The sequence below is a fragment of the Pseudophaeobacter sp. 1A09344 genome, from assembly GCF_041008745.1.
GTDB lineage: Bacteria > Pseudomonadota > Alphaproteobacteria > Rhodobacterales > Rhodobacteraceae > Phycobacter > Phycobacter gallaeciensis_A.
In genome coordinates, this window is the sequence record NZ_JAXGFS010000009.1 from 154001 (window position 1) to 175983 (window position 21983).

The following is a 21983-nucleotide window of genomic DNA, read 5'->3' on the forward strand; positions in this document are numbered from 1 at the left end:
ACGTGCTTATCCCTTGTACTTGCTCAGAACCATGGAGCCGTTAGTGCCCCCAAACCCAAAACTGTTGGTCATCACGCTGTCCAGACCGGCGTTCTCCACATAGGAGGTGGCGATTTCGCCCTCTTCGATGCCTTCGGACAGGGTTTCGACGTTGATCGACGGGGTGATGAAATCATTGTCCAGCATCAGAAGGCAGAAGATCGCCTCCAAGGCGCCGGCAGCACCCTGCGCGTGGCCGGTCATCGACTTGGTCGAGGAAATCGGCGGCACCTGGCCTGCGCCAAAGACGCGGCGGGCAGCTTCGACTTCGCCGAGGTCGCCGACCGGGGTCGAGGTGCCATGGGCGTTGATATAGGAGACCTTGCGACCCTCGGGCAGGGTGGACAGGGCCAGACGCATGGCGCGCTCGCCGCCTTCACCGCTGGGGGCAACCATGTCGTGCCCGTCCGAGGTTGCAGCAAAACCGGTGACCTCGGCATAGATCTTGGCGCCGCGGGCGAGCGCGTGATCCAGATCTTCCAGCACCACGATGCCGCCGCCGCCGGTGATCACGAAACCATCGCGGTTCTGGTCAAAGGCGCGCGAGGCCTTTTCGGGCGTGTCATTGTATTTCGAGGACATCGCTCCCATCGCGTCGAACAGGCAGGACAGGGTCCAGTCCAGCTCTTCGGCGCCACCGGCGAACATCACGTCCTGCTTGCCCATCATGATCTGCTCGGCGGCGCTGCCGATGCAATGCAGCGAGGTGGAGCAGGCCGAGGTGATGGAATAGTTGATGCCCTTGATCTTGAACGCGGTCGACAGGTTCGCGGAGATCGTGGACGACATGCATTTCGGCACCGCGAAGGGCCCGATCCGCTTGGTCGCGCCAGTTTTCAGAACGGTCTGATGCGCGGCCAGCAGGGACGAGGTCGACGGTCCGCCGGACCCTGCAATGAGACCGGTGCGGTCGTTGACGATCTGATCTTCGGACAGGCCGGAATCGGCAATCGCCTGGCTCATGGCGATATGGGCATAGGCAGCCCCCGGCCCCATGAAGCGCAGGGTGCGCTTGTCCACATGTTCGGCAGGATCGATTTTCAGCGTGCCGGCCACCTGGCTGCGAAAGCCGTGTTCGGCCATTTCGGGGCTGGCTACGATACCGGATTTCCCGGCCTTGAGCGATGCAAGAACCTCTTCGGCTGTGTTGCCGATCGAGGAGACGATGCCAAGACCGGTGACGACGACGCGACGCATAGGTGCACTCCCTTAATAGCTTTTGTCTTACTAGGCCGTGCAGGGCATGGGTGCAAGATGGGTTGGGGTTGGAGGGCTTCGCCCGGGGGGAAGTGTTCACAACTTTTGTTTGCCATCTGTTGTCAAATGCAGACGTTGGGCTAAAGTTCAGCTACTTTCCTGACTACTTTTCCGAGTTCAATGGATAGCATCGTGCGTATTGCCATTCGTATCTTTGGGCTGGAGAGTCTGTATGCATTTTCGTTTGGGAGGCGTCTTAGTAGGGGGTTCTCTCCATTTGCTAGTCTAGTTAATTCCCCTGAAACGTTTAGCGAGATACCCTTTGTTGTATCTGGGAAAAGTTCTCGAATTTTTTCTTCTACATCCCTGTAGTTGAATCTATCTGACTCAATCTCGCCGCAAGCGTAGATGCACTGATTCCTTCTCGCTGCCTTTGTTTCCTTGGAGTTTAGGCGCCCTGAGACAATCGCGCAATTTGCTCGAATAGAGTTTCTTGCCCATTTTAAAACCGCCCGATCAAACACAACTTGATCAATCTTCCCGTTTTTCTTGTTCGCCTCTCGGGCAATTCTTAGTCCAAGTTCCTGAAGTTCGAGCGCTATTCGGTCTGTTACCCTCAGCATTCTTTCATAAAATACTTCCTTGTTCCCCACCACCTCCAATTTTAGAATGCTTTCCAGGCCAAGGCTCATTAGGGTCTTCGCCTCCTGGGCTGTCATGCGTTCGACTTCAGGGATTTCCTTCAGTCGAGTGGATATTGTTTGGACATTCCCGGTTTTCGCCAACTTCTCATCTATTCCGGCTGGTGTGCCGACTATTACAATTTTTACATCATATTCAGCGTAGGTGGGGTCATCTAGAAGCACAACGCAATTAGATATCGCCTTGCAAATGGTTGCGTCTGCTGCAACCTGTTCAAAATTATCGAACACGACAACTGCATTCTTCTTGCCTGCCATTTTTCTAATGTAGGCAAGTAGTTTTTCAAATGGCTCCTTTTTTCCTTTTACGTACCTCCATGTTCCCTCAATGTCTATCCCTACGCCTGACGGCTTCACACCACCCGATTTGGCCAGCTCATACTCTTCCTTCTCTAACCGTTCTTGCCGAGACAGCTTGTCTTCAAAGGCGGCTGAGAGAGAGCCAAGCGCTGATGCCTGAACTAGGTTTACTACCTCGTAAAAGACGCCTTTATTTTCAAAAACATTTTTGTAAAGCCATGATTTTCCATTCCCACTTTCGCCAAAAATTATTAAATGTTGGCTTTCCAGAAGGCCTTCGGCGAGTTCTTCCTCCAGATCAGGTCTTGTAATGTATAGGCGAGGGTTGACGCTCGCTGAGCGTGGTGTGAATACCTCTTCTGGCTTTGGTGTTCCGCTGAAAAATGACATGAAGATAGCCTGCATTTGTCGAGTGTCGAAAATATAGGGTCCTTGATAACAATTCATTCGCCCCCATGCACGCCTTTGTTGTGTCGTGGGGCGTGAAACGTGCTTTTGGGTGTGGTTCGTTAAAAGCACCAGCCGACCCTATTCAAAAGGCGCTTTTTCAAAGGTTAAAGCCCCCTGTTGTGAGCCCTGGAACGACGACCGCAGGCTGATCCACGCATTGCCCCCCCCCCAATAAAAGAGGCCCCGCGGGGCCTCCTGATCTTCTAACCTGGTTGTGACTGGGCTTGGCCGTAGCGAGCCTCAGCCCTCGCTCAGAACCACCCGCATGTCCTTGACCTGATAGATCTCTTCGCCATCGGCCTCCACCGTGCCATCGGCAACGCCCATGGTCAGGCGGCGGGTTTGCATCGCCTTTTTGAAATCCACCTTGTAGGTTAGCATCTTGCGGTCAGGGCGGACCATGCCGGTTAGCTTCACTTCGCCGACGCCCACGGCCATGCCCCGGCCCTTCCAGCCGCGCCAGCCGAGGTTAAAGCCGGTGAGCTGCCACAACCCGTCCAGACCCAGACAACCGGGCATGATCGGGTTGCCGGGGAAGTGGCATTCGAAGAACCACAGGTCCGGGGTGATGTCGAATTCCGCAAGGATGTGGCCCTTGCCGTGGCTGCCGCCGTCGGCGCTCACTTCGGTGATGCGGTCCATCATCAGCATCGGCGGCGCGGGCAGCTGGGCATTGCCCGGGCCGAACAGCTCGCCTCGGGCGCATTTCAGCAAATCTTCTTTGTCAAAGCTGCTCGGGTAGTCGGCCATGCTGGCGGTGCTCCTGCTGAGGTGTCTGTTTTCAATCTGGCCTCCTGTAGCATCGGCCCTGCGGGTCCTGCAAGGGTTCTGCATCTGTCCCGTCCATGTGCTGCGGGGGCTTTGCGCGGGGCGCGGTGCAAGACGCCGCAGGGGAATCCATTTGAAAATCCCCCCCCGTTGCCCCTATATATACGGTCAGCAACGCGAGGCAGGATCTGCACATGACGCCAAACAGCGAAGATCTGGCAACCAACTGGCTGGGACAGGCCGGTCTGCGCCCGACCCGGCAACGGGTGGCGCTGGCTGAACTGCTGGTCGGGGATGGCAAGCATCGCCATGTCACCGCCGAAAGCCTGTTCGAAGCCGCCAAGGACAAGGGTGCGGCCGTGTCGCTGGCCACCGTCTACAACACGCTGCGCGCTTTTTGCGAGGCGGGCGTGCTGCAGGAGATCACGGTGGACGGGTCGAAAAGCTATTTCGACACCAACACCCATGACCACCCGCATTACTACTGGGAGCAGGAAGGCCGCGTCAGCGATGCGCCCTCGGATCAGCTGGTGATCCAGCGCCTGCCCGAGGCGCCCGAAGGCATGGAAATCGCATCGGTCGATGTAGTGGTCCGCTTGCGCAAGAAGGCCGATCACGGCTGATCTTCTGATTCTCTCTCCGTAGCGTCCTTTTTGAAAGCCTGTGTCAGCGCAGCCATCGCCCGCGCAGTGAGCGAGTGCGGCGCCGGGTCCGCGTGGCAGGTCAGCACGACCGGCTCCACCGCCTGCGGCGCGGCCAGCGGGCGGGCGATCAGCGGCAATCCTTCATAGCTGTGGTCTGATTGCGGCAGGCTGTAGGCCAGTCCGATGCCTTCGCCGCTGGCGGCCAGGCTGCGCAGAAGTTCCAGCGAGGCGGCGCGATGGGCGATGGCAGGCACCAGCCCGGCGCCGCGAAACAGCCGCATCATATGAGCAATCGAAAGCCCCTCGCGCGACAGGATCAGCGGCTCGGTAGCGAGGTCGCCAAGGCTGACCTTGCCACGGGCGGCCAGCGCATGATCCGGCGGCATCAGCGCCTGAGGCGTGACGCGATAAAGCTCCTGCCGGGTAAAGCTGGAATCAAGCCCCAGATCCCAGGTCAGCGCCAGATCACAGGCGCCGGACAGTTGCGCTGCAATGAGATCCTCGAAATCGCTCTCTAGCAGGTCCAGCTCCACCCCCGGCAGGGTCTGGCGCAGCACCCGCAGGGCACGCGGCAGCAGAAAGGGCGCAAGATCACGGAAACATCCCAGTACCAGCCGCCCCTGCGGTGCAGCACCGGTGCCCGCGTGTTCCAGCCGCGCGGCCTCCGACAACAGCGCCTCGGCTGCGGTGACAAACTCGCGCCCCTGTGGTGTCAGCGCCAGCGCCGCGCCTTTTCTGCGCAGGAACAATACCCGACCCAGATGTGCCTCGATCCGGGCCAGCGCGGCGGATAGGGCGGGCTGGCTGACATGCAGCGCCGACGCCGCACCCGACAGGCTGCCGTGGCGGGCGATGGCGGTGACATATTCATAGTGGCGCAGAGTGAGGTATAACATGTTCCGAAGGGTATATTAGAAAGATATGATTTGAAATTATGTTCTAGCCAGATCAACTTTACCAGCAGCAAGACGTCCAATAAGGGAGACGAAAGATGGTGCATCCGCTGATCACCGAAGAGCAGGTCGAAGCCTACCAGCGCGACGGGGTGGTGATGATCAAGGGCCTGTTCAAGGATCAGGTCGATCTGCTGCGCAAGGGGGTAGAGGCCAATATGGCAGAGCCGGGCCCCTATGCCTCCAACAACGAAAAGAAGGGCCAGACCGGGCGTTTCTTTGACGACTACTGCAACTGGACACGGATTTCCGAGTTTGACGAAGCGATCAAGGCCTCGCCAGTGGCCGAGGTTGCCGCCGATCTGATGCGCTCTGACCGGGTGCAGATGTTCCACGATCACGTGCTGGTCAAGGAGCCGGGCACCTCGATGGCGACGCCCTGGCATCAGGATGGCCCCTATTACTTTGTCGAGGGCCAGCAGACGATCAGTTTCTGGTCGCCGCTTGATCCCGTGCGGGAGGCATCGCTGCGCTGCGTTGCCGGATCGCATGCCTGGGAAAAGGAAGTGCTGCCCACCCGCTGGGTCTCGGAAGAGGGGTTCTTTGCCGACGAGGGCCAGTACATGCCGGTGCCCGATCCCGATGCCGAAGGCATGCGGGTCATGGAGTGGGAGATGGAGCCGGGCGACGCCGTGGCCTTCAACTATCGCACGCTCCATGGTGCGCGCGGTAATACCGCAGATCAGCGCCGCCGTGCCTTTTCCCTGCGGCTGGTGGGCGACGATGCACGTTATGTCGAACGCCCCGGCCCGACCTCACCGCCGTTTCCGGGCCATGACATGCAGCCGGGCCAGCACCTGCGCGAGGATTGGTTCCCGGTGCTGTTGCAGCGGTAAGCGGCTGCTATGAAGGCGGGGCAGGGGGTGCCGGGGAAACCGGCCTCAGAACCACTGCCCCGGCTCCATCAACCCCAGATCCAGCAACTGGCGCGAATGCCATTCGAACGGGGTGGAATTGTGCCAGCGGAAGCTATGGATATCGAACGAAGAGCCGGGATTGCGTTTCAGCGCCTTGGCGGTGCGGAAGGAGCAGATGGCTGCCGTCAGGTTGTGATGCCAGGGGCAGGAATAGGTGTTGTATTCGTCGATATTGAAGGTGTGGTTCGGCTGCAACTCCAGGTCGGGTCTGGCCCGGAACAGAGAAATCCGGTCGATCTTGCGGCTGGCCTGCGGGATGTGTTCCTCGTGGCGCCAGCGCACACCGCCGAAAAAGTCGAGCTGCCGTTCCTCGGGGCTGCTTTTGGCACCAATGTAACGGGACTGCGCATAGTATCCCGATTTATCCAGATAGGCATTGGCCAGCGACACGGCGTTGGGGTGAGCCTCAAGATCACCTGCATAGAGGTCGATCACATAGGTCAGCATCGCCGCGCGCTTTTCCTCTGTGTGAAAGGTCAGCATTTCCGCGACAGTCCGCGTTTCGCAAAACGGGAAGAACAGGTATTCCGCGTTGTAGCAGTAGTAGAGCCAGCATCCGGGGCTTGCGGTGCGGATCACCTTGTTGATTGCGGCAAAGACGGTTTCGGGCACGCTGCAGTCAAACGGCACCCGGTGCACCCGGTTTTTCACATCCCCCGGCAGGTCAAAGGCATCGGGGATCAGGGCGATCACCTCGGCAAAGCCGCTTTGCAGGTGGTGGCGCAGGGTGGTGCCGATTTCCACGTCATCTTCGAAAAAGATCAGCGCGACGGGCCCCTTGATCAGCAGCGCCGACTGCTGCTCAAGAAAATCGTCGAGGGAAGAATACATCACGGCGGTCTGCTCCTGCCTTTCTGGCATTTGCTCCCAAAATCGGGTAAGTGCGCCTGCATTGCAAGCGGCGTCATTTCCCAGTATGGCAGGCCGCTGATCCCTATGTCCGGCTGGAAGGCAACGAACCCATGAGCGCCCCCAAGAAGCTGTTTATCAAGACCTACGGCTGTCAGATGAATGTCTATGACAGCGAACGCATGGCCGAGGCGCTGGGCGGGCAGGGCTATGTCGAGACGAAATCGGCGGATGATGCCGACATGATCCTGCTGAACACCTGCCATATCAGGGAAAAGGCCGCCGAGAAGGTCTATTCCGAGCTGGGCCGGTTCAAGGGTCTGAAGGCAGAGAAGCCGGATCTGAAGATCGGCGTTGCAGGCTGCGTTGCGCAGGCCGAGGGCGAAGAGATCATGCGCCGTCAGCCGCTGGTCGATCTGGTGGTCGGACCGCAAAGCTATCACCGCCTGCCAGAGATGGAGAGCAAGGCGCGCGCGGGGGAGAAGGTGCTCGACACCGATTTCCCCGAAGAGGACAAATTCGAAAAGCTCAAGAACCGCCCCAAGGCCAAGCGTGGCCCGACGGCATTCCTGACGGTGCAGGAAGGCTGCGACAAGTTCTGTGCCTTCTGTGTGGTGCCCTATACCCGTGGTGCCGAAGTCTCCCGCCCCGTATCCCGCATCATCGGTGAGGCGCAGGAACTGGTGGAGCGCGGCGTGCGCGAGATCACGCTGCTGGGGCAGAACGTCAACGCTTACCACGGCGAGGGGCCGAATGGCGCGGACTGGACCCTGGCGCAGCTGATCTGGGAACTGGACAAGATCGACGGGCTGGAGCGGATCCGCTTTACCACCTCGCACCCCAACGACATGATGGACGACCTGATCGAGGCGCATGGCACCTGCAAAAAGCTGATGCCCTATCTGCACTTGCCCGTGCAGGCCGGATCGGACCGGATCCTGAAACGAATGAACCGCAGCCATACCGCCGAAAGCTATATCCGCCTGATCGAACGCATTCGCGCCGCGCGGCCGGATATCCTGATCTCGGGCGATTTCATCGTCGGCTTCCCGGAAGAGACCGAAGAGGACTTCCAGGCCACGCTCGACCTGATCGAGGAAGTGAAATACGGCACTGCCTATTCCTTCAAATACTCGACCCGTCCGGGCACCCCGGCGGCCGAGCGCGCGCAGGTAGAGGCCGCAGTGGCGGATGAACGCCTGCAGCGGCTGCAGGCCCTGCTGACCCGCCAGCAGCGCGAGGTGCAGGACAGCATGGTCGGGCGCGAAGTTGGCGTGTTGTTCGAAAAGGCGGGCCGTCTGCCCGGGCAGATGGTGGGCAAATCCGACTATCTGCACGCGGTGCATGTGGCCGATTGCGACCGCGCCATCGGCGATCTGGCGCGGGTGCGCATCGTGTCCTCGGGGGCAAATTCGCTGGCCGGTGAACTGATCGGCTGACCATTTCCTCGGGCCTTTGCAGCCTTTGATCACCTCGCTCCTTTGGCGCGGGGTGAGTCTTTATTGCATCCATTTTGTGGACAGTTTTAAGAAATTTGTTTGAGTGTTGGGGAAATCCGCATAGTTTTGGGAAAAAATAGGCTCCGCCAAGGGGCAATAGGCTGAAAAGTTGTGTAGTTTATTGTTTATACATGGATTGATGCTGTTACCGTGAGGCTTAACGCTCGTGGTGGCATGCTCCCGGGGGGACTTAGGTGAAGGATATCTGGTTGTGCTGAATTTCAAGTTGAGAAAAGCAGGCGCTTTGCTGGCCGCTGCCACGGTCGCATTCAGTCTGGCAGGGGCGTCTGTTCAGGCGCAGGATACGCAGACACGCACTGTTGTCGGGGAACGCTATGTACCGACCATCTGGGTTGATCCGGATGGCTGCGAACATTGGGTAATGGACGATGGCGCCGAAGGTTACATGACACCGCATGTCACACCGGACGGCAAACCTGTGTGTCGTCCCGGTCTGCTGTGCGGTATGATGCCGACGGATCAGTTCTTTGCCACGGACAAGCATTTCATCAACGCGGCAGGCCGCAAGCGCCTGACGGAATTCTTCCAGAAGACAAAACCGAGCACACGGTATTTCGTGATTGCCGGTCACACCGACAGCCGCGCCTCGGATGAATACAATATCGGCCTGTCGCAACGCCGGGCCAATGCGGTGGCTCAGGTCGCACGATCTGCCGGTGCGCGGGTTGGTGATATCCGCGCCTACGGCGAACGTGATCCGCGCGTTCCCAATACCAGCGCGGCCAATATGGCGCAGAACCGTCGCGTCGAAATCTATTGTGTGCGCTAAGGGGGATTACAGCATGACCATTCTCAAAGGGGCCGCTGCTCTGTGCCTTGCGCTTTCGGTTGCTGCGTGTACCGATGTCACCGACAAGACTCGCGACCAGAACATTTTTGACGGCAAAAGTGGCGATCTTTCGCAGCTGACTGCCGGTATCTGGGTCGATCCGCAGGGCTGTGAACACTGGATCATCGATGACGGTGTCGAAGGCTATGCCGACCTGCGCCGTACGCCGGATGGCAAGCCCGTCTGCAACAGCGAATTGCCGCGCAATGTCGCAACCGGCCCGTTCAAGTCCGGTTCCACCTATGGCGACCCGCTGTAAGCGCATCGAACGGTTTTGAGAACAACGCAGCCGCCCGTCTCTGGGCGGCTGTTTTCTTTTGCCGTTCTGACCCCGTCCGTATTGTGTCAGCCCATTTTTGTTTCAACCGTGTGAATTTTGCCGGGCTGCGCTTGCACCGGGCGCGCGGCAGAGGCACATTGAAGGAAACCGCAAGCCAGAGGAATAGAGATTGGTCACCAGCGCCCCGCCGTCGTCGTCCCACCCCCATCCCGACACCGCACATGAAGTGCTGCTGGAATTTCCTGACAATCGCCTGCTGATCGACCTCTGTGGGGAATACGACCGCAATATCGCCGATATCGAACAGAAGCTGGGCGTGCAGATCTTGCGCCGCGGCAATCTTCTGTCGGTGATGGGCGAGGAAGCAAGCCGCGAACAGGCCGCAGCGGTTCTGACTGCGCTCTATGACCGGCTGGAAACAGGCCGCAGCGTCGAAAGCGCCGATGTGGACCGCGAACTGCGCATGGGGCCGTCGGATCAGACCGATCCGGGCGGCCAGTTGGAAATGTTCAGTGGCGGCAAGGTCGAAATCAAGACCCGCAAGAAGCTGGTGGAGCCGCGCACCGACGCGCAGAAGGCCTATGTGCAGGCCTTATATGAACACGAGCTGGCATTCGGCATCGGCCCGGCCGGCACCGGCAAGACCTATCTGGCTGTCGCGGTCGGGGTCAGCATGTTCATCACTGGACAGGTGGACAAGATCATCCTCTGCCGTCCTGCTGTTGAGGCGGGCGAACGGCTCGGCTTCTTACCTGGCACCCAGGAGGAAAAGGTCGATCCCTATATGCAGCCGCTTTATGACGCGCTGAATGACTTCCTGCCCGGCAAGCAACTGGCCAAGCTGAAGGAAGAGAAGACGATCGAGATCGCGCCGCTGGCCTTTATGCGGGGGCGCACGCTTTCGAATGCCTTTGTGGTGCTGGACGAGGCACAGAACGCCACGACCATGCAGATGAAGATGTTCCTGACCCGCCTTGGCGAAGGTTCGCGCATGGTGATCACCGGCGACCGCAGCCAGGTGGACCTGCCGCGCGGCGTGCCCTCGGGTCTGGCGGATGCGGAGCGGTTGCTGAGCAGCATTCCCAAGATCAGCTTCAACTATTTCACCGCCCGCGATGTGGTGCGTCACCCACTGGTGGCGGCGATCATCGAAGCCTATGACGCGGATGTTCCGGCAATCTGATCCCGGCGCCCTGCGCCGGGTCCGTGATGTCGGACCCCAGCGGATATGTGAAAGCGACAGATGACATTAGAGATTTCCACCGAAGACAGCCGCTGGGATGCGGTTGCGCTTGAGGCGCTGGCGGAGCGGTCCATCGGCGCTGCGCTTGCGCATTTTGATCTGGAGGCCGAGGAGTGCGAGATTTCCCTGCTGGCCTGCGACGATGCGCGCATCGCGGATCTGAACGCAGAATTCCGTGAAAAGCCGACCCCGACCAATGTGCTCAGCTGGCCAGCCGAGGAACTCTCTGCCGAGGAGCCGGGCGGGGACCCTCTGCCGCCAGAGGCTGATTTTACGGGCGAAATCCCGCTGGGTGACATTGCCATTGCCTATGAAACCTGCGCCCGTGAGGCCGAGGAAGCGGGAAAACCGCTGGCAGATCACCTCTGTCATCTGCTTGTTCACGGAGTGTTGCATCTTTTGGGTTACGATCACATTCGCGACCCCGACGCCACACTTATGGAAGGGCTGGAGGTCGAGATACTTGGCAAACTGGGTATCGATAACCCATATACGGTAAATGGAAGCCCCTGAACGGGGCATATTGGATAGGATAAATGGGCGACATAGAAGGCAGTTCTAACGCAGCGCATGGCGCGCTGCATATGAAGAGTGAGGCCATCGAGGCCACGGAACACGCGGAAAAGACCGGACTGTTGGGGCGTATTTTCGGCTCCTTGTCGGCCTCTGCCGCGACGGAGGAACAGGAAGAGCACCAAGACGCTGTCTCCGAGGTTCAGCCACATGGCATGATCAATCTGCGCCGGATGCGGGTTGAAGATGTTGCTATCCCCTCGGCCGAGATCGTGGCCGTCCCCGTGACAATCGAAAGCGACGATCTGGTGCAGGTCTTCCGCGACAGCGGCTTTACCCGTGTCCCGGTTTACGAGGGCACGCTGGACACGCCGCTTGGCTTTGCTCACCTCAAGGATTTTGCCCTGACCCATGGGTTCAACTGCGGGGCGGAGCCGTTCAATCTGCGCGAGATGCTGCGCCCGCTGCTATTCGTGCCACCGTCTATGCCCATCGGGGTGCTTCTGGCCAAGATGCAGGCCGAACGTCGGCACATGGCGCTGGTGATCGACGAATATGGCGGTGTTGACGGTCTGGTGACCATCGAAGACCTCATTGAGCAGGTCATCGGTGAGATCGAGGACGAACACGACACCGGCGAGGATCAGACCTGGTTCCGGGAAAAATCCGGCTGCTATATCGCCCAAGCCCGCACGCCACTGGATGAATTTGAGGCCGAGATCGGCCAGTCGCTGACCAATCACGACGATGTCGACGAAGAAGAGATCGACACGCTGGGTGGACTGGTCTTCATGCTGTCGGGCCGGGTGCCCGCCCGCGGTGAGGTGATCGTGCACCCGGACGGGCCTGAGTTCGAAATCATGGATGCCGATCCCCGTCGGATCAAACGGCTGCGGGTACTGGTGCCCCACGCCGCGGAATGACGAAGGTTTCCGTTCTGCGCAGCAGGTTGGGGCGGCTAGCACCCCATTTGCCGGTCCTTGCGCTGGCCTTTGGCTTTGGCGCGCTCATGTCGCTGGCGCTGGCCCCCAATCACATGCTCTGGACCGTGCCAATTGCACTGGCGGTGATTGGCGCCTTTGCCCTGCGGGCGCAGACGTCCTGGTCTGGCGCCATGTTGGGCTGGGCTTTTGGGCTTGGGTATTTCGCTTTTGGCCTGTCGTGGATCGTTGAACCCTTTCAGGTGGATGCGCAGCGGCACGCCTGGATGGCGCCCTTTGCCCTTGTGTTTCTGGCCGGTGGTCTGGCGCTGTTCTGGGGTGCCGCCTTTGCCGGGGCCGTGCGGTGGAGCAGGGGGGCAGCGCGGGTCGCCCTGCTGATTGCCTTCTGGAGCCTTGCAGAATTTGCCCGCGCCTATCTTCTGACGGGGTTTCCCTGGGCCGCTTTCGGACAGTTCTGGATTGATACGCCCGCAGCGCAGCTGCTGCCGTGGATTGGTCCGCAGGGGCTGGCGGTGCTGACGCTTGCCGCCTTTCTGCCGCTGGCGCTGCTGCGCTCTAGCCCCGCACGTGCGGTCCTGCCCGGCGGTGTGCTTGTTGCCCTTGTGGCGCTGCTGCCGTCTTTGCCAGAGGTTGCGCTGACCGAGCATAAGGTGCGCTTGGTGCAGCCCAATGCGCCGCAGCACCAGAAATGGCACCCAGATCTGCGGTGGGATTTCGTGCGCCGCGCCATGGGCTTTAACGCCCAAGGCACGCGCCCTGATATGATCATCTGGCCGGAAACCGCGGTGCCGCAATTGTTGAACTATGCCGAGGATACGCTGGAGGCGATCCTTGAGCAGGCGCCAGGCGTGCCGCTCTTGCTGGGGATCCAGCGCGAAGAAGGCGGCGCCTATTTCAATTCGGCTGCTCTGATCAGCGCCGATGGTTCTGCCGGGCAGATCTATGACAAGGCACATCTGGTGCCCTTCGGGGAATACGTGCCTTTTGGCGATCTGATGGCGCGGTTCGGATTCCATGGTTTGGCCTCTCAGGCCGGGGCGGGCTATGCAGCGGGACCCGGCGCGCGGCTGATGGATCTGCCCATCGGCAATGCACTGCCGCTGATCTGTTACGAGGCGGTCTTCCCGCAGGATGTGAACGCCGTCCCCGATCGCCCGGACATGCTGGTGCAGATCACCAATGATGCCTGGTTCGGCACTCGTTCGGGGCCCTATCAGCATCTGGTGCAGGCGCGGATGCGGGCCGCAGAGCAGGGGCTGCCGATGCTGCGCGCCGCCAATACCGGTATTTCCGGCGTGATTGACCCCTATGGGCGCCTTGGCCCGTCGCTGCCCTTGGGGGAGGCTGGCTATGTGGATGTGATCCTGCCCGCGGCGCTTCCCGCGACCCCTTACAGCGGAACCGGGGACTGGCCGGTGCTGATCCTGCTGCTGGGGCTGGCAGGTGCGGCGCTGCGCCGCGGCGGAAATATGCAGGCGCGTTCATAGCTGCTCAACCTCTGGCCGGTAAAAGCATTGACGACAACCGTCTTCCCACGTAGGTAGTTTCGGTTCCTCCCACAACGGCTTCCTGGCGTGGCGAGGCGAAACCAAATGGAGCACTTTTCATGACCCGCAAGCACTATATTTTCACTTCGGAATCCGTTTCCGAGGGCCACCCGGATAAGGTCTGTGACCGGATTTCCGATGCCGTTCTGGACGCCTTTCTGGCGGAAGAGCCAGAAGCGCGTGTCGCGGCAGAGACCTTTGCCACAACCAATCGCGTTGTGATCGGGGGCGAGGTGGGTCTGTCCGACCAGGACAAACTGCACGATTACATGGGCAAGATCGACGAGATCGCCCGCGCCTGCATCAAGGACATCGGCTACGAGCAGGACAAGTTCCACCACGAGACCGTGGAAATCACCAACCTGCTGCATGAACAGTCCGCCCATATCGCGCAGGGTGTCGATTCGGCCGAGAACAAGGACGAAGGTGCTGGCGACCAAGGCATCATGTTCGGCTTTGCCACCAATGAAACCGACGCGCTGATGCCCGCGCCGATCCAGTTCAGCCACGCGATTCTGCGCCGCCTTGCCGAAGTGCGCAAGAACGGCACCGAACCGGCGCTGGGTCCCGATGCGAAATCGCAGCTGTCCATCAACTATGAGAACGGCAAGCCGGTGGGCGTCAACTCGCTGGTGCTGTCGACCCAGCATCTGGACGAGTCGCTGACATCCGACGATATCCGCCAGATCGTGGAACCTTATATCCGCGAGACCCTGCCCGAGGGCTGGCTGACCGCAGAAACCATCTGGCACGTAAACCCGACCGGCAAGTTCGTGATCGGCGGCCCCGATGGCGATGCTGGCCTCACCGGCCGCAAGATCATCGTCGACACCTATGGCGGTGCGGCCCCGCATGGCGGCGGCGCCTTCTCGGGCAAGGATCCGACCAAGGTTGACCGTTCGGCGGCTTATGCCGCGCGCTATCTGGCCAAGAACGTCGTTGCCGCTGGCATGGCCGACAAATGCACCATCCAGCTGTCTTATGCGATTGGCGTGTCCCAGCCGTTGTCGATTTATGCCGACACCCACGGCACCGGCGACGTCGCGCCTGAGGCGATTGAAAAAGCCATTGGTCAGGTGATGGATCTCAGCCCGCGCGGCATCCGCTCGCATCTGGGCCTCAACAAGCCGATCTATCAGCGCACCGCAGCCTATGGTCACTTTGGCCGCGAACCCGATGCCGATGGCGGCTTCAGCTGGGAACGCACTGATCTGGTCGAGGCGCTGAAAAAGGCCGTCTGATCCGGTCAGGCCGTGTATTGCAAAACGGGGGCGGGCCACGGGGCCTGCCCCTTTTTTTGATCCGCGACTGGTGTAGGGCGCAGGGCTTGAGCTACGCGCCGGGGCCGAACTAGTCTTCTCCGGCGGGGAATGCCCTTCGCGCAAAGGAAGCCATGTCCATATGAACCGTTCATCCCTGCCTATATTCTCGCTGCTTTGCCTTGTGATGCTGGCATTGCCGTTACCCCTGCTGGCCAGGGAGCCACTTCCGCAGAAATTTCGCATCGACGGCGAGGCCTTGGTGTTTGACACTGAAACCGACATCACCGGCGCGGCGTCCGAGATCACCCCCGAGGACATCGACGCTTTTCGCAGCATCCTGGCAGACAACCCGCAGGTCACCGAGATCCGGCTGAACAGTGGTGGCGGCAGTGTCTATGCCGGGGCCGAAATCGCATGGATCGTCATGGACCATGGGCTGAATACTTCGGTCGATGGCGAATGCGTCAGCGCCTGTGTCGATATCTTCCTGGCCGGGCAGCGGCGGCGCATGATGCTGGGGTCCAAGATCGGGTTTCATCAGCGCAGTTGGGCGCCGGAAGCGGTGCAAAGCTATTACCGGGAATGGCGCGATGACGAAGATTGGGCCACCCCTTTTGAATTCGGCTCCTGGATCTATCAGGACACTCAGGAGGAAATCTACGAACAGCTGACCTATCTGGTATCGCGCGGGGTCGATCCGGCCTTTGCGATTGAAACCATGCGGGTGCGCCCCAATGCCGAATGGTACCCGTCGCGGTTACGTCTGGTTGCGGCCGGAGTGTTGCGGGAACAGGCGCCGCAGGATCAGTAGCACCGGGACAGCTCTCTTGACCCGCAGGGCGGCTTGCGGCAGATGGACGCCCAGCATTCGCCCGCCTGCGCCTGTTAATGGCGAAACGCAAATTCGGGCGTGGAAACACCGGCAATGAAAAGGCCCGTCCGATGTCTGATGACAAGAAAACCAGCTCTGCCAGCCACCCGGCGCGGACCGATGCGGCCGACAAACACGCCAGCGGCGCGCCCTGGCGCAATTTCTATGGCCGTTTCAGCGGCAAGACCCTGAAGGACAGCCAGCGACGTTATCTGGACGAGGACCTCGGGGCGTTGTCGCCCGGGGCGGTGGGCTGGGATGAAAACCCGGAGCGCAATCCGCTGGATCTGCAGGCGCTGTTTGGCGGTCGCGATGTCTGGCTCGAGGTCGGCTTTGGTGGCGGCGAACATCTGGTACATCAGGCCCAGAACAACCCAGGAGTCGGCATCATCGGTGCCGAACCCTTTATCAACGGGGTGGCCATGCTACTGGGCAAGATCCGCAAGGCAAATGCGGATAATATCGCAGTGCATCCCGGCGATGCGCGCGATCTGATGGATGTGCTGCCCGAAGCGTCGATTTCGCGCGCCTTCCTGCTCTATCCCGATCCCTGGCCGAAGAAACGCCATCACCGCCGCCGCTTTGTGACTGCGGAACATTTGGAGCCGCTGGCCCGCTGCCTGAAACCCGGCGCGATTTTCCGGGTGGCGACGGATATTCCTGATTACGTCCGCCAGACCCTGGAAGAAGTGCCAAGAGCGGGCTTTGAGTGGCTGGCCGAGCGCCCTGCCGACTGGCGCGAACCCTGGGACGACTGGATTTCCACCCGATACGAGCAAAAGGCCCTGCGAGAGGGGCGCACGCCGCATTACCTGACCTTCCGCCGCCTTGGCTGATATCGGGGTGATATGGGCGTGATCTTGCGCTGATCGGCGCTGGACCGGATCACGGCAATTCGTTACCGATAGCGGAAACAAAAGCATTCGCGACACTCTGACAAAGGAAGCCTTCATGTCCGGACACGGTACGCCTACCCCGATGATCTCTCACCGTGCCGACCCGCTGGCAGGCGTGGCCAAGGTGCCGGGCGACAAGTCGATTTCGCACCGGTCCCTGATCCTTGGCGCCATGGCCGTGGGCGAAACCCGGATTTCGGGACTTTTGGAAGGCGAGGACGTTCTGGACACGGCCAAGGCGATGCAGGCCTTCGGGGCCGAGGTCATCAACCATGGCGGCGGAAAGTGGTCGGTCTTTGGTGTCGGTGTCGGCGGTTTTGCCGAGCCGGACAATGTGATCGACTGTGGCAATTCCGGCACCGGCGTGCGGCTGATCATGGGCACTATGGCGACCTCGCCGATTTCCGTGACCTTCACCGGCGATGCCAGCCTCAACAAACGCCCGATGGCGCGGGTTACCGATCCGCTGGCCCTGTTCGGCGCGCAGGCGGTGGGCCGCTCTGGCGGGCGGCTGCCGATGACCATCGTCGGGGCGGCGGATCCGGTGCCGGTGCGCTATGTGGTGCCGGTGCCCTCGGCGCAGGTGAAATCGGCTGTTCTGCTGGCAGGGCTCAACGCGCCGGGGCAGACCGTGGTGATCGAGAAGGAAGCCACCCGCGACCATACCGAGCGGATGCTCGAAGGGTTCGGCGCCGAGATTACCACCGAAGAGACGGAAGAAGGTCGCGTCATCACCCTCACTGGTCGGCCCGAGCTGAAACCGCAGGTGATTGCGGTGCCGCGCGATCCGTCCTCGGCGGCTTTCCCGGTCTGCGCGGCGCTGATCACGCCCGGATCGGATGTGCTGGTGCCGGGTATTGGCCTCAACCCGACCCGCGCGGGACTGTTCACCACCCTGCGGGAAATGGGCGCGGACCTTACATATGAAAACGAGCGGGTCGAGGGCGGTGAGCCGGTCGCCGATCTGCGGGCGCGCTACTCCCCCTCCATGCAGGGGGGCGAGGTGCCGCCTGAACGCGCGGCCTCGATGATCGATGAATACCCGGTGCTCTCCGTCGTTGCCTCCTTTGCGCGGGGCGAGACCATGATGGCGGGCGTCAAAGAGCTGCGCGTCAAGGAAAGCGACCGGATCGACGCCATGGCGCGGGGGTTGCGGGCAAATGGCGTTGCCGTACGTGAAGGGGATGATTGGTGGGCCGTGACCGGCCTTGGCCCTGAAGGCGTGCCGGGCGGCGGCACCTGCGAAAGCTTCCTTGATCACCGGATCGCCATGTCGTTCATGGTGATGGGCATGGCGGCACAAAATCCGGTCTCCGTTGATGATGGCGGCCCGATTGCGACCTCCTTCCCGATTTTCGAGCCGCTGATGACGGCGCTTGGCGCCAAGTTCACCCACGCCTGAGATTTCGGAGCGCTTTGTAGCATGACCACCCGTTTCACCATCGCCATCGACGGTCCGGCAGCAGCGGGCAAAGGCACGATTTCCAAAGCGGTCGCCGCGCATTTCGGCTTTGCTCATCTGGACACCGGCCTGTTGTACCGCGCTGTCGGGGCGCGGGTGCTGGGTGGTGAAAAACCGCTTGAGGCCGCGCGGTCCCTTGTGGCTGCGGATCTGGAGGCCGAGGGGCTGCGCACGGCCGAGGTGGCCCAGGCCGCATCGAAAGTGGCAGTGATCGCCGAGGTCCGTCAGGCCCTGGTGGATTTCCAGCGCAGCTTTGCCCGCCGGGCCGGGGGCGCGGTGCTGGACGGGCGCGACATCGGAACGGTGATCTGCCCGGATGCCGAGGCGAAACTCTTTGTCACCGCCAGCGCCGAGGTCCGCGCCCGCCGCCGGTTCCTGGAGCTGAGCGAAAACGGATCGGACAGCGATTACGACACCGTTCTGGCTGATGTGAAGGCCCGGGACGAACGCGACATGAACCGCAGCGAGGCGCCGCTGAAGCCTGCGGATGATGCGGTGGTGATCGACACCAGCGATCTGAGCATCGAAGCCGCTATCGCGGCGGCCATTGCGGCGATCAAGGACCGGCAAGGCTGACCGGAAACGGGGGAGGCGGCGGCTGTTTCCACCGCCAATAGCCGGGCCGTTCCCTTGTCCTGACAGGGATGCCGAGTCCATTTCCCCTTGCCAGCAAGGGGGAATCTGCTTATACGGCCCCTGTCGAAAGAGATGCGAAAACGCACCACGGACAGTCTGAGCAGGGTCGGGGCAACCTCCGGCCCTTTGTGTTTGTTTGCTCCAGACGGTTCAGATGCGTGATCTCAGACCGACCAACCCATTCAGACCGGCGGAGACAACCGCATGGCCAGCTAAATAAGATATGTAAAGGAAATCCGAGACCACATGGCTCAGAACACATCGATGGAGGAATTCGAAGCCCTCCTGAACGAAAGCTTCGAAATGGACACACCCGATGAGGGGTCCGTTGTTAAAGGCAAGGTCATCGCAATCGAAGCGGGCCAGGCCATCATCGACGTCGGCTACAAAATGGAAGGCCGCGTTGATCTGAAAGAATTCGCAAATCCTGGTGAAACTCCCGAAATCGCCGTTGGCGATGAAGTGGAAGTCTTCCTGCGCTCGGCTGAAAACGCCCGTGGCGAAGCTGTCATCTCCCGCGAGATGGCGCGCCGCGAAGAAGCATGGGATCGCCTGGAAAAAGCATACGCAGACGATGCCCGCGTCGAAGGCGCGATCTTCGGTCGCGTCAAAGGCGGCTTCACTGTCGATCTCGGCGGCGCCGTGGCCTTCCTGCCCGGTTCGCAAGTTGACGTGCGCCCCGTGCGCGACGCTGGCCCGCTGATGGGTCTGAAGCAGCCCTTCCAGATCCTGAAAATGGACCGTCGCCGTGGCAACATCGTTGTCTCCCGTCGCGCCATCCTGGAAGAATCGCGTGCCGAACAGCGTGCAGAAGTCATCGGCAAACTGTCCGAAGGCGATGCGGTTGACGGCGTGGTCAAGAACATCACCGAATACGGTGCGTTTGTTGACCTCGGCGGCGTTGACGGCCTGCTGCACGTCACCGACATGGCATGGCGCCGTGTGAACCACCCCTCCGAGATCCTGTCGATCGGCGAAACCGTCAAGGTTCAGGTCATCAAGATCAACAAAGAGACCCACCGTATCTCCCTCGGCATGAAGCAGCTGCAGGAAGATCCGTGGGATCTGGTTGGCGCCAAGTTCCCGCTGGGTTCGGTGCACAAGGGTCGCGTCACCAACATCACCGATTACGGTGCATTTGTTGAGCTGGAGCCCGGTGTCGAAGGTCTGGTCCACGTCTCCGAGATGTCCTGGACCAAGAAGAACGTGCACCCCGGCAAGATCGTTTCGACCTCGCAGGAAGTCGACGTCATGGTTCTGGAAATCGACGGCGCCAAGCGTCGCGTGTCCCTGGGCCTCAAGCAGACCATGCGCAACCCGTGGGAAGTCTTTGCTGAGACCCACCCCGAGGGCACCGAAGTCGAAGGCGAAGTCAAGAACATCACCGAATTCGGTCTGTTCATCGGCCTCGAAGGCGACATCGACGGCATGGTTCACCTCTCCGACCTCAGCTGGGACGAGCGTGGCGAAGATGCGATCCAGAACTACCGCAAAGGCGACATGGTTTCGGCCGTTGTCTCCGAAGTGGACGTTGAAAAAGAGCGTATCTCCCTGTCGATCAAAGCCCTGGGCGGCGACAAGTTCGCCGAAGCCGTGGGCGGCGTGAAGCGTGGCTCGATCGTGACCGTCGAAGTGACCGCCATCGAAGACGGCGGCATCGAAGTGGAATACGAAGGCATGAAGTCCTTCATCCGCCGCTCCGACTTGTCGCGTGACCGTGCCGATCAGCGCCCCGAGCGTTTCTCGGTTGGTGACAAGATCGACGTCCGCGTGACCAACGTTGACAGCAAGACCCGCCGTCTGGGTCTGTCGATCAAGGCACGCGAGATCGCGGAAGAGAAAGAAGCAGTGGAACAGTATGGCTCCTCGGATTCCGGCGCATCGCTGGGCGACATCCTGGGCGCAGCGCTGAAGACCGGCGACTGATCTTCAGAGATTTCTCTGTTCTGACAATCTGGAAAGCCCCGCAATTTGCGGGGCTTTTCTGTGTTCTGGGGCATGGAAGGTGACAGCCTCGGGAGAAGACGCAGCAATCTCGCTACAAGCTGAAAGAGGCGGCCGACGGATGCTTGCCGCTGGAATTGGGCGTAAGATCCAGATGACTGGCAAAGACAGTGCTTTGCGCGACGCCGTCATCGCTGCCAAGCGCTGGAGTGGAGACCTTGAACTATTTTCTACCGCAGGATCACTGGAAACCGTGATGTTGCGACTGGAACCCAAGGGGCCTGTCGATCAGAGAATTTGATCTCATTATGAGATTTCCTTGCTAATTTTGATGTCTCTGAACCCCAGGTCTGGGCGGGCGGCGAATCAGGTCCGGCCGCAGGCCGTCGGCGGCGCGAAACCGGGCCCGGGAGGCGGCAAACTGCCCTATGGGCAGCAAATGGCTGGTTTTACAAAGCAATTTCGTGCAATCTCCTCAGATATGGAGGTTGGCGACGCCTGTTTTTGTTCCCGGCGCGCCGATTTTTTCCTATAGTCGGGAACACTCGACAAAGGATTGCGTTGGCTTGGGAGGGCAGAAAGGATGATCCGCTCTGAACTGATTCAGAAGATTGCAGACGAAAACCCGCACCTGTATCAGCGGGACGTCGAAAGGATCGTGAACACGGTATTTGAGGAAGTGACCGATGCGATGGCCCGGGGTGACCGGGTCGAGCTGCGCGGCTTTGGCGCTTTTTCGGTGAAAAAGCGCGATGCGCGGGTTGGTCGCAATCCCCGTACCGGCGAAACGGTCCATGTTGAGGAAAAACATGTGCCGTTCTTCAAGACTGGAAAGCTCTTGAGGGACCGTCTGAACGGAAAGGCTTAAATGCGCTATATTCGTTATGCCATCCTGGCTTCGCTTGGGATCATTCTGGTCTCGGTGAGCCTTGCGAACCGCTCTGTCGTGGAGCTGAAGCTGATGCCGACCGCCCTGGCGGAACTGGTGGGCTGGAACCCGGGCATCGCCCTGCCGCTGTTTGTCGTGGTTCTGGGCGGCGTTGCCGCTGGTCTGGTGATTGGCTTCATCTGGGAATGGCTGCGCGAGCACAAGCATCGCCGCGAGGTCGGAAACCAGACCCGCGAGGTGAAGAAACTGTCCCGCGAAGTGCAGAAGCTGAAAAAGCAAAAGCACGAAGGCAAGGACGAAGTTCTTGCGCTGCTGGACGACGCGGTCTGATC

General features: G+C 60.5%; 23 protein-coding genes and 1 riboswitch. Of the genes, 18 read left to right on the top strand and 5 right to left on the bottom strand.

What is annotated here, in order from left to right; translation table 11 throughout:
- Window positions 1–6: 6 nt before the first annotated feature.
- The 3 genes from fabB to fabA form a co-directional block, all read right to left on the bottom strand.
- Entirely contained in the window at window positions 7–1236 is a 1230-nt protein-coding gene (fabB, locus tag SM765_RS16245) for a beta-ketoacyl-ACP synthase I (protein ID WP_274837996.1), read from the bottom strand.
- Window positions 1237–1376: 140 nt separating this feature from the next.
- Entirely contained in the window at window positions 1377–2627 is a 1251-nt protein-coding gene (locus SM765_RS16250; RefSeq protein ID WP_274837997.1) for an AAA family ATPase, read from the bottom strand.
- Window positions 2628–2927: 300 nt separating this feature from the next.
- Window positions 2928–3437 carry a bifunctional 3-hydroxydecanoyl-ACP dehydratase/trans-2-decenoyl-ACP isomerase gene (fabA, locus tag SM765_RS16255; protein ID WP_065272318.1) on the bottom strand — a complete coding sequence of 170 codons (510 nt, stop codon included), beginning with the start codon at window positions 3435–3437 and terminating at the stop codon, window positions 2928–2930.
- Between the two features lie 212 nt (window positions 3438–3649).
- On the opposite strand from fabA, the gene irrA reads away from it, so the two are divergent.
- On the top strand, window positions 3650–4078 hold the full coding sequence (gene irrA / locus SM765_RS16260) for an iron response transcriptional regulator IrrA (protein WP_274830553.1): 429 nt from the start codon (window positions 3650–3652) through the stop codon (window positions 4076–4078).
- Here the strand turns inward: irrA and SM765_RS16265 are convergent.
- A complete protein-coding gene (locus SM765_RS16265) occupies window positions 4069–4995 on the bottom strand; it encodes a LysR family transcriptional regulator (protein WP_274837998.1) in 927 nt (308 codons plus the stop codon). The two genes, irrA and SM765_RS16265, sit on opposite strands and share 10 nt — an antisense overlap.
- A 95-nt stretch (window positions 4996–5090) precedes the next feature.
- On the opposite strand from SM765_RS16265, the gene SM765_RS16270 reads away from it, so the two are divergent.
- Window positions 5091–5888, top strand: coding sequence for a phytanoyl-CoA dioxygenase family protein (locus SM765_RS16270; RefSeq protein WP_274831542.1), 798 nt, complete (start codon window positions 5091–5093; stop codon window positions 5886–5888).
- Between the two features lie 45 nt (window positions 5889–5933).
- On the opposite strand, the gene SM765_RS16275 is transcribed toward SM765_RS16270, so the two are convergent.
- The gene (locus tag SM765_RS16275; RefSeq protein WP_065273686.1) at window positions 5934–6803 is read right to left on the bottom strand and encodes a glycosyltransferase family protein; all 870 of its coding nucleotides are present in this window, start codon (window positions 6801–6803) and stop codon (window positions 5934–5936) included.
- Window positions 6804–6931: 128 nt separating this feature from the next.
- On the opposite strand from SM765_RS16275, the gene miaB reads away from it, so the two are divergent.
- From miaB to SM765_RS16355, 16 genes are all read left to right on the top strand, one after another.
- Complete coding sequence (gene miaB, locus SM765_RS16280) at window positions 6932–8257, top strand: tRNA (N6-isopentenyl adenosine(37)-C2)-methylthiotransferase MiaB (RefSeq protein WP_065273685.1); 1326 nt, start codon at window positions 6932–6934, stop codon at window positions 8255–8257.
- A 265-nt stretch (window positions 8258–8522) separates the two neighbouring features.
- On the top strand, window positions 8523–9107 hold the full coding sequence (locus tag SM765_RS16285) for an OmpA family protein (RefSeq protein WP_370571264.1): 585 nt from the start codon (window positions 8523–8525) through the stop codon (window positions 9105–9107).
- Window positions 9108–9120: 13 nt separating this feature from the next.
- Complete coding sequence (locus SM765_RS16290) at window positions 9121–9426, top strand: hypothetical protein (RefSeq protein WP_065272323.1); 306 nt, start codon at window positions 9121–9123, stop codon at window positions 9424–9426.
- 190 nt (window positions 9427–9616) lie between these two features.
- Window positions 9617–10630, top strand: a complete 1014-nt coding sequence (locus SM765_RS16295; RefSeq protein ID WP_065272324.1) for a PhoH family protein — start codon at window positions 9617–9619, stop codon at window positions 10628–10630.
- Window positions 10631–10690: 60 nt separating this feature from the next.
- Window positions 10691–11203, top strand: a complete 513-nt coding sequence (gene ybeY / locus SM765_RS16300; RefSeq protein WP_274830556.1) for an rRNA maturation RNase YbeY — start codon at window positions 10691–10693, stop codon at window positions 11201–11203.
- Between the two features lie 23 nt (window positions 11204–11226).
- Window positions 11227–12126 carry a hemolysin family protein gene (locus SM765_RS16305; RefSeq protein ID WP_274835351.1) on the top strand — a complete coding sequence of 300 codons (900 nt, stop codon included), beginning with the start codon at window positions 11227–11229 and terminating at the stop codon, window positions 12124–12126.
- Window positions 12123–13631, top strand: a complete 1509-nt coding sequence (lnt, locus tag SM765_RS16310; RefSeq protein WP_274837999.1) for an apolipoprotein N-acyltransferase — start codon at window positions 12123–12125, stop codon at window positions 13629–13631. Before SM765_RS16305 ends, lnt begins: the two co-directional genes overlap by 4 nt.
- A 63-nt stretch (window positions 13632–13694) precedes the next feature.
- Window positions 13695–13744, top strand: a riboswitch (SAM-SAH riboswitch).
- A gap of 6 nt (window positions 13745–13750) precedes the next feature.
- On the top strand, window positions 13751–14932 hold the full coding sequence (metK, locus tag SM765_RS16315; protein WP_065272328.1) for a methionine adenosyltransferase: 1182 nt from the start codon (window positions 13751–13753) through the stop codon (window positions 14930–14932).
- 160 nt (window positions 14933–15092) lie between these two features.
- Window positions 15093–15764: a COG3904 family protein gene (locus tag SM765_RS16320; protein WP_274838000.1), complete on the top strand. Its 672-nt coding sequence runs from the start codon at window positions 15093–15095 to the stop codon at window positions 15762–15764.
- Window positions 15765–15895: 131 nt separating this feature from the next.
- A complete protein-coding gene (gene trmB, locus SM765_RS16325; protein WP_274838034.1) occupies window positions 15896–16660 on the top strand; it encodes a tRNA (guanine(46)-N(7))-methyltransferase TrmB in 765 nt (254 codons plus the stop codon).
- Between the two features lie 115 nt (window positions 16661–16775).
- On the top strand, window positions 16776–18122 hold the full coding sequence (aroA, locus tag SM765_RS16330; protein ID WP_368981630.1) for a 3-phosphoshikimate 1-carboxyvinyltransferase: 1347 nt from the start codon (window positions 16776–16778) through the stop codon (window positions 18120–18122).
- Between the two features lie 21 nt (window positions 18123–18143).
- Window positions 18144–18758 (top strand): (d)CMP kinase, encoded by a 615-nt coding sequence (gene cmk, locus SM765_RS16335; protein ID WP_274835346.1) that lies wholly within the window; start codon window positions 18144–18146, stop codon window positions 18756–18758.
- A gap of 306 nt (window positions 18759–19064) precedes the next feature.
- On the top strand, window positions 19065–20744 hold the full coding sequence (gene rpsA, locus SM765_RS16340) for a 30S ribosomal protein S1 (protein WP_065272332.1): 1680 nt from the start codon (window positions 19065–19067) through the stop codon (window positions 20742–20744).
- A gap of 139 nt (window positions 20745–20883) precedes the next feature.
- Entirely contained in the window at window positions 20884–21063 is a 180-nt protein-coding gene (locus tag SM765_RS16345) for a hypothetical protein (RefSeq protein ID WP_274835345.1), read from the top strand.
- 282 nt (window positions 21064–21345) lie between these two features.
- Window positions 21346–21630: an integration host factor subunit beta gene (gene ihfB, locus SM765_RS16350; RefSeq protein WP_065272335.1), complete on the top strand. Its 285-nt coding sequence runs from the start codon at window positions 21346–21348 to the stop codon at window positions 21628–21630.
- Window positions 21631–21981 carry a lipopolysaccharide assembly protein LapA domain-containing protein gene (locus tag SM765_RS16355; protein ID WP_274838002.1) on the top strand — a complete coding sequence of 117 codons (351 nt, stop codon included), beginning with the start codon at window positions 21631–21633 and terminating at the stop codon, window positions 21979–21981.
- Window positions 21982–21983: the final 2 nt, after the last annotated feature.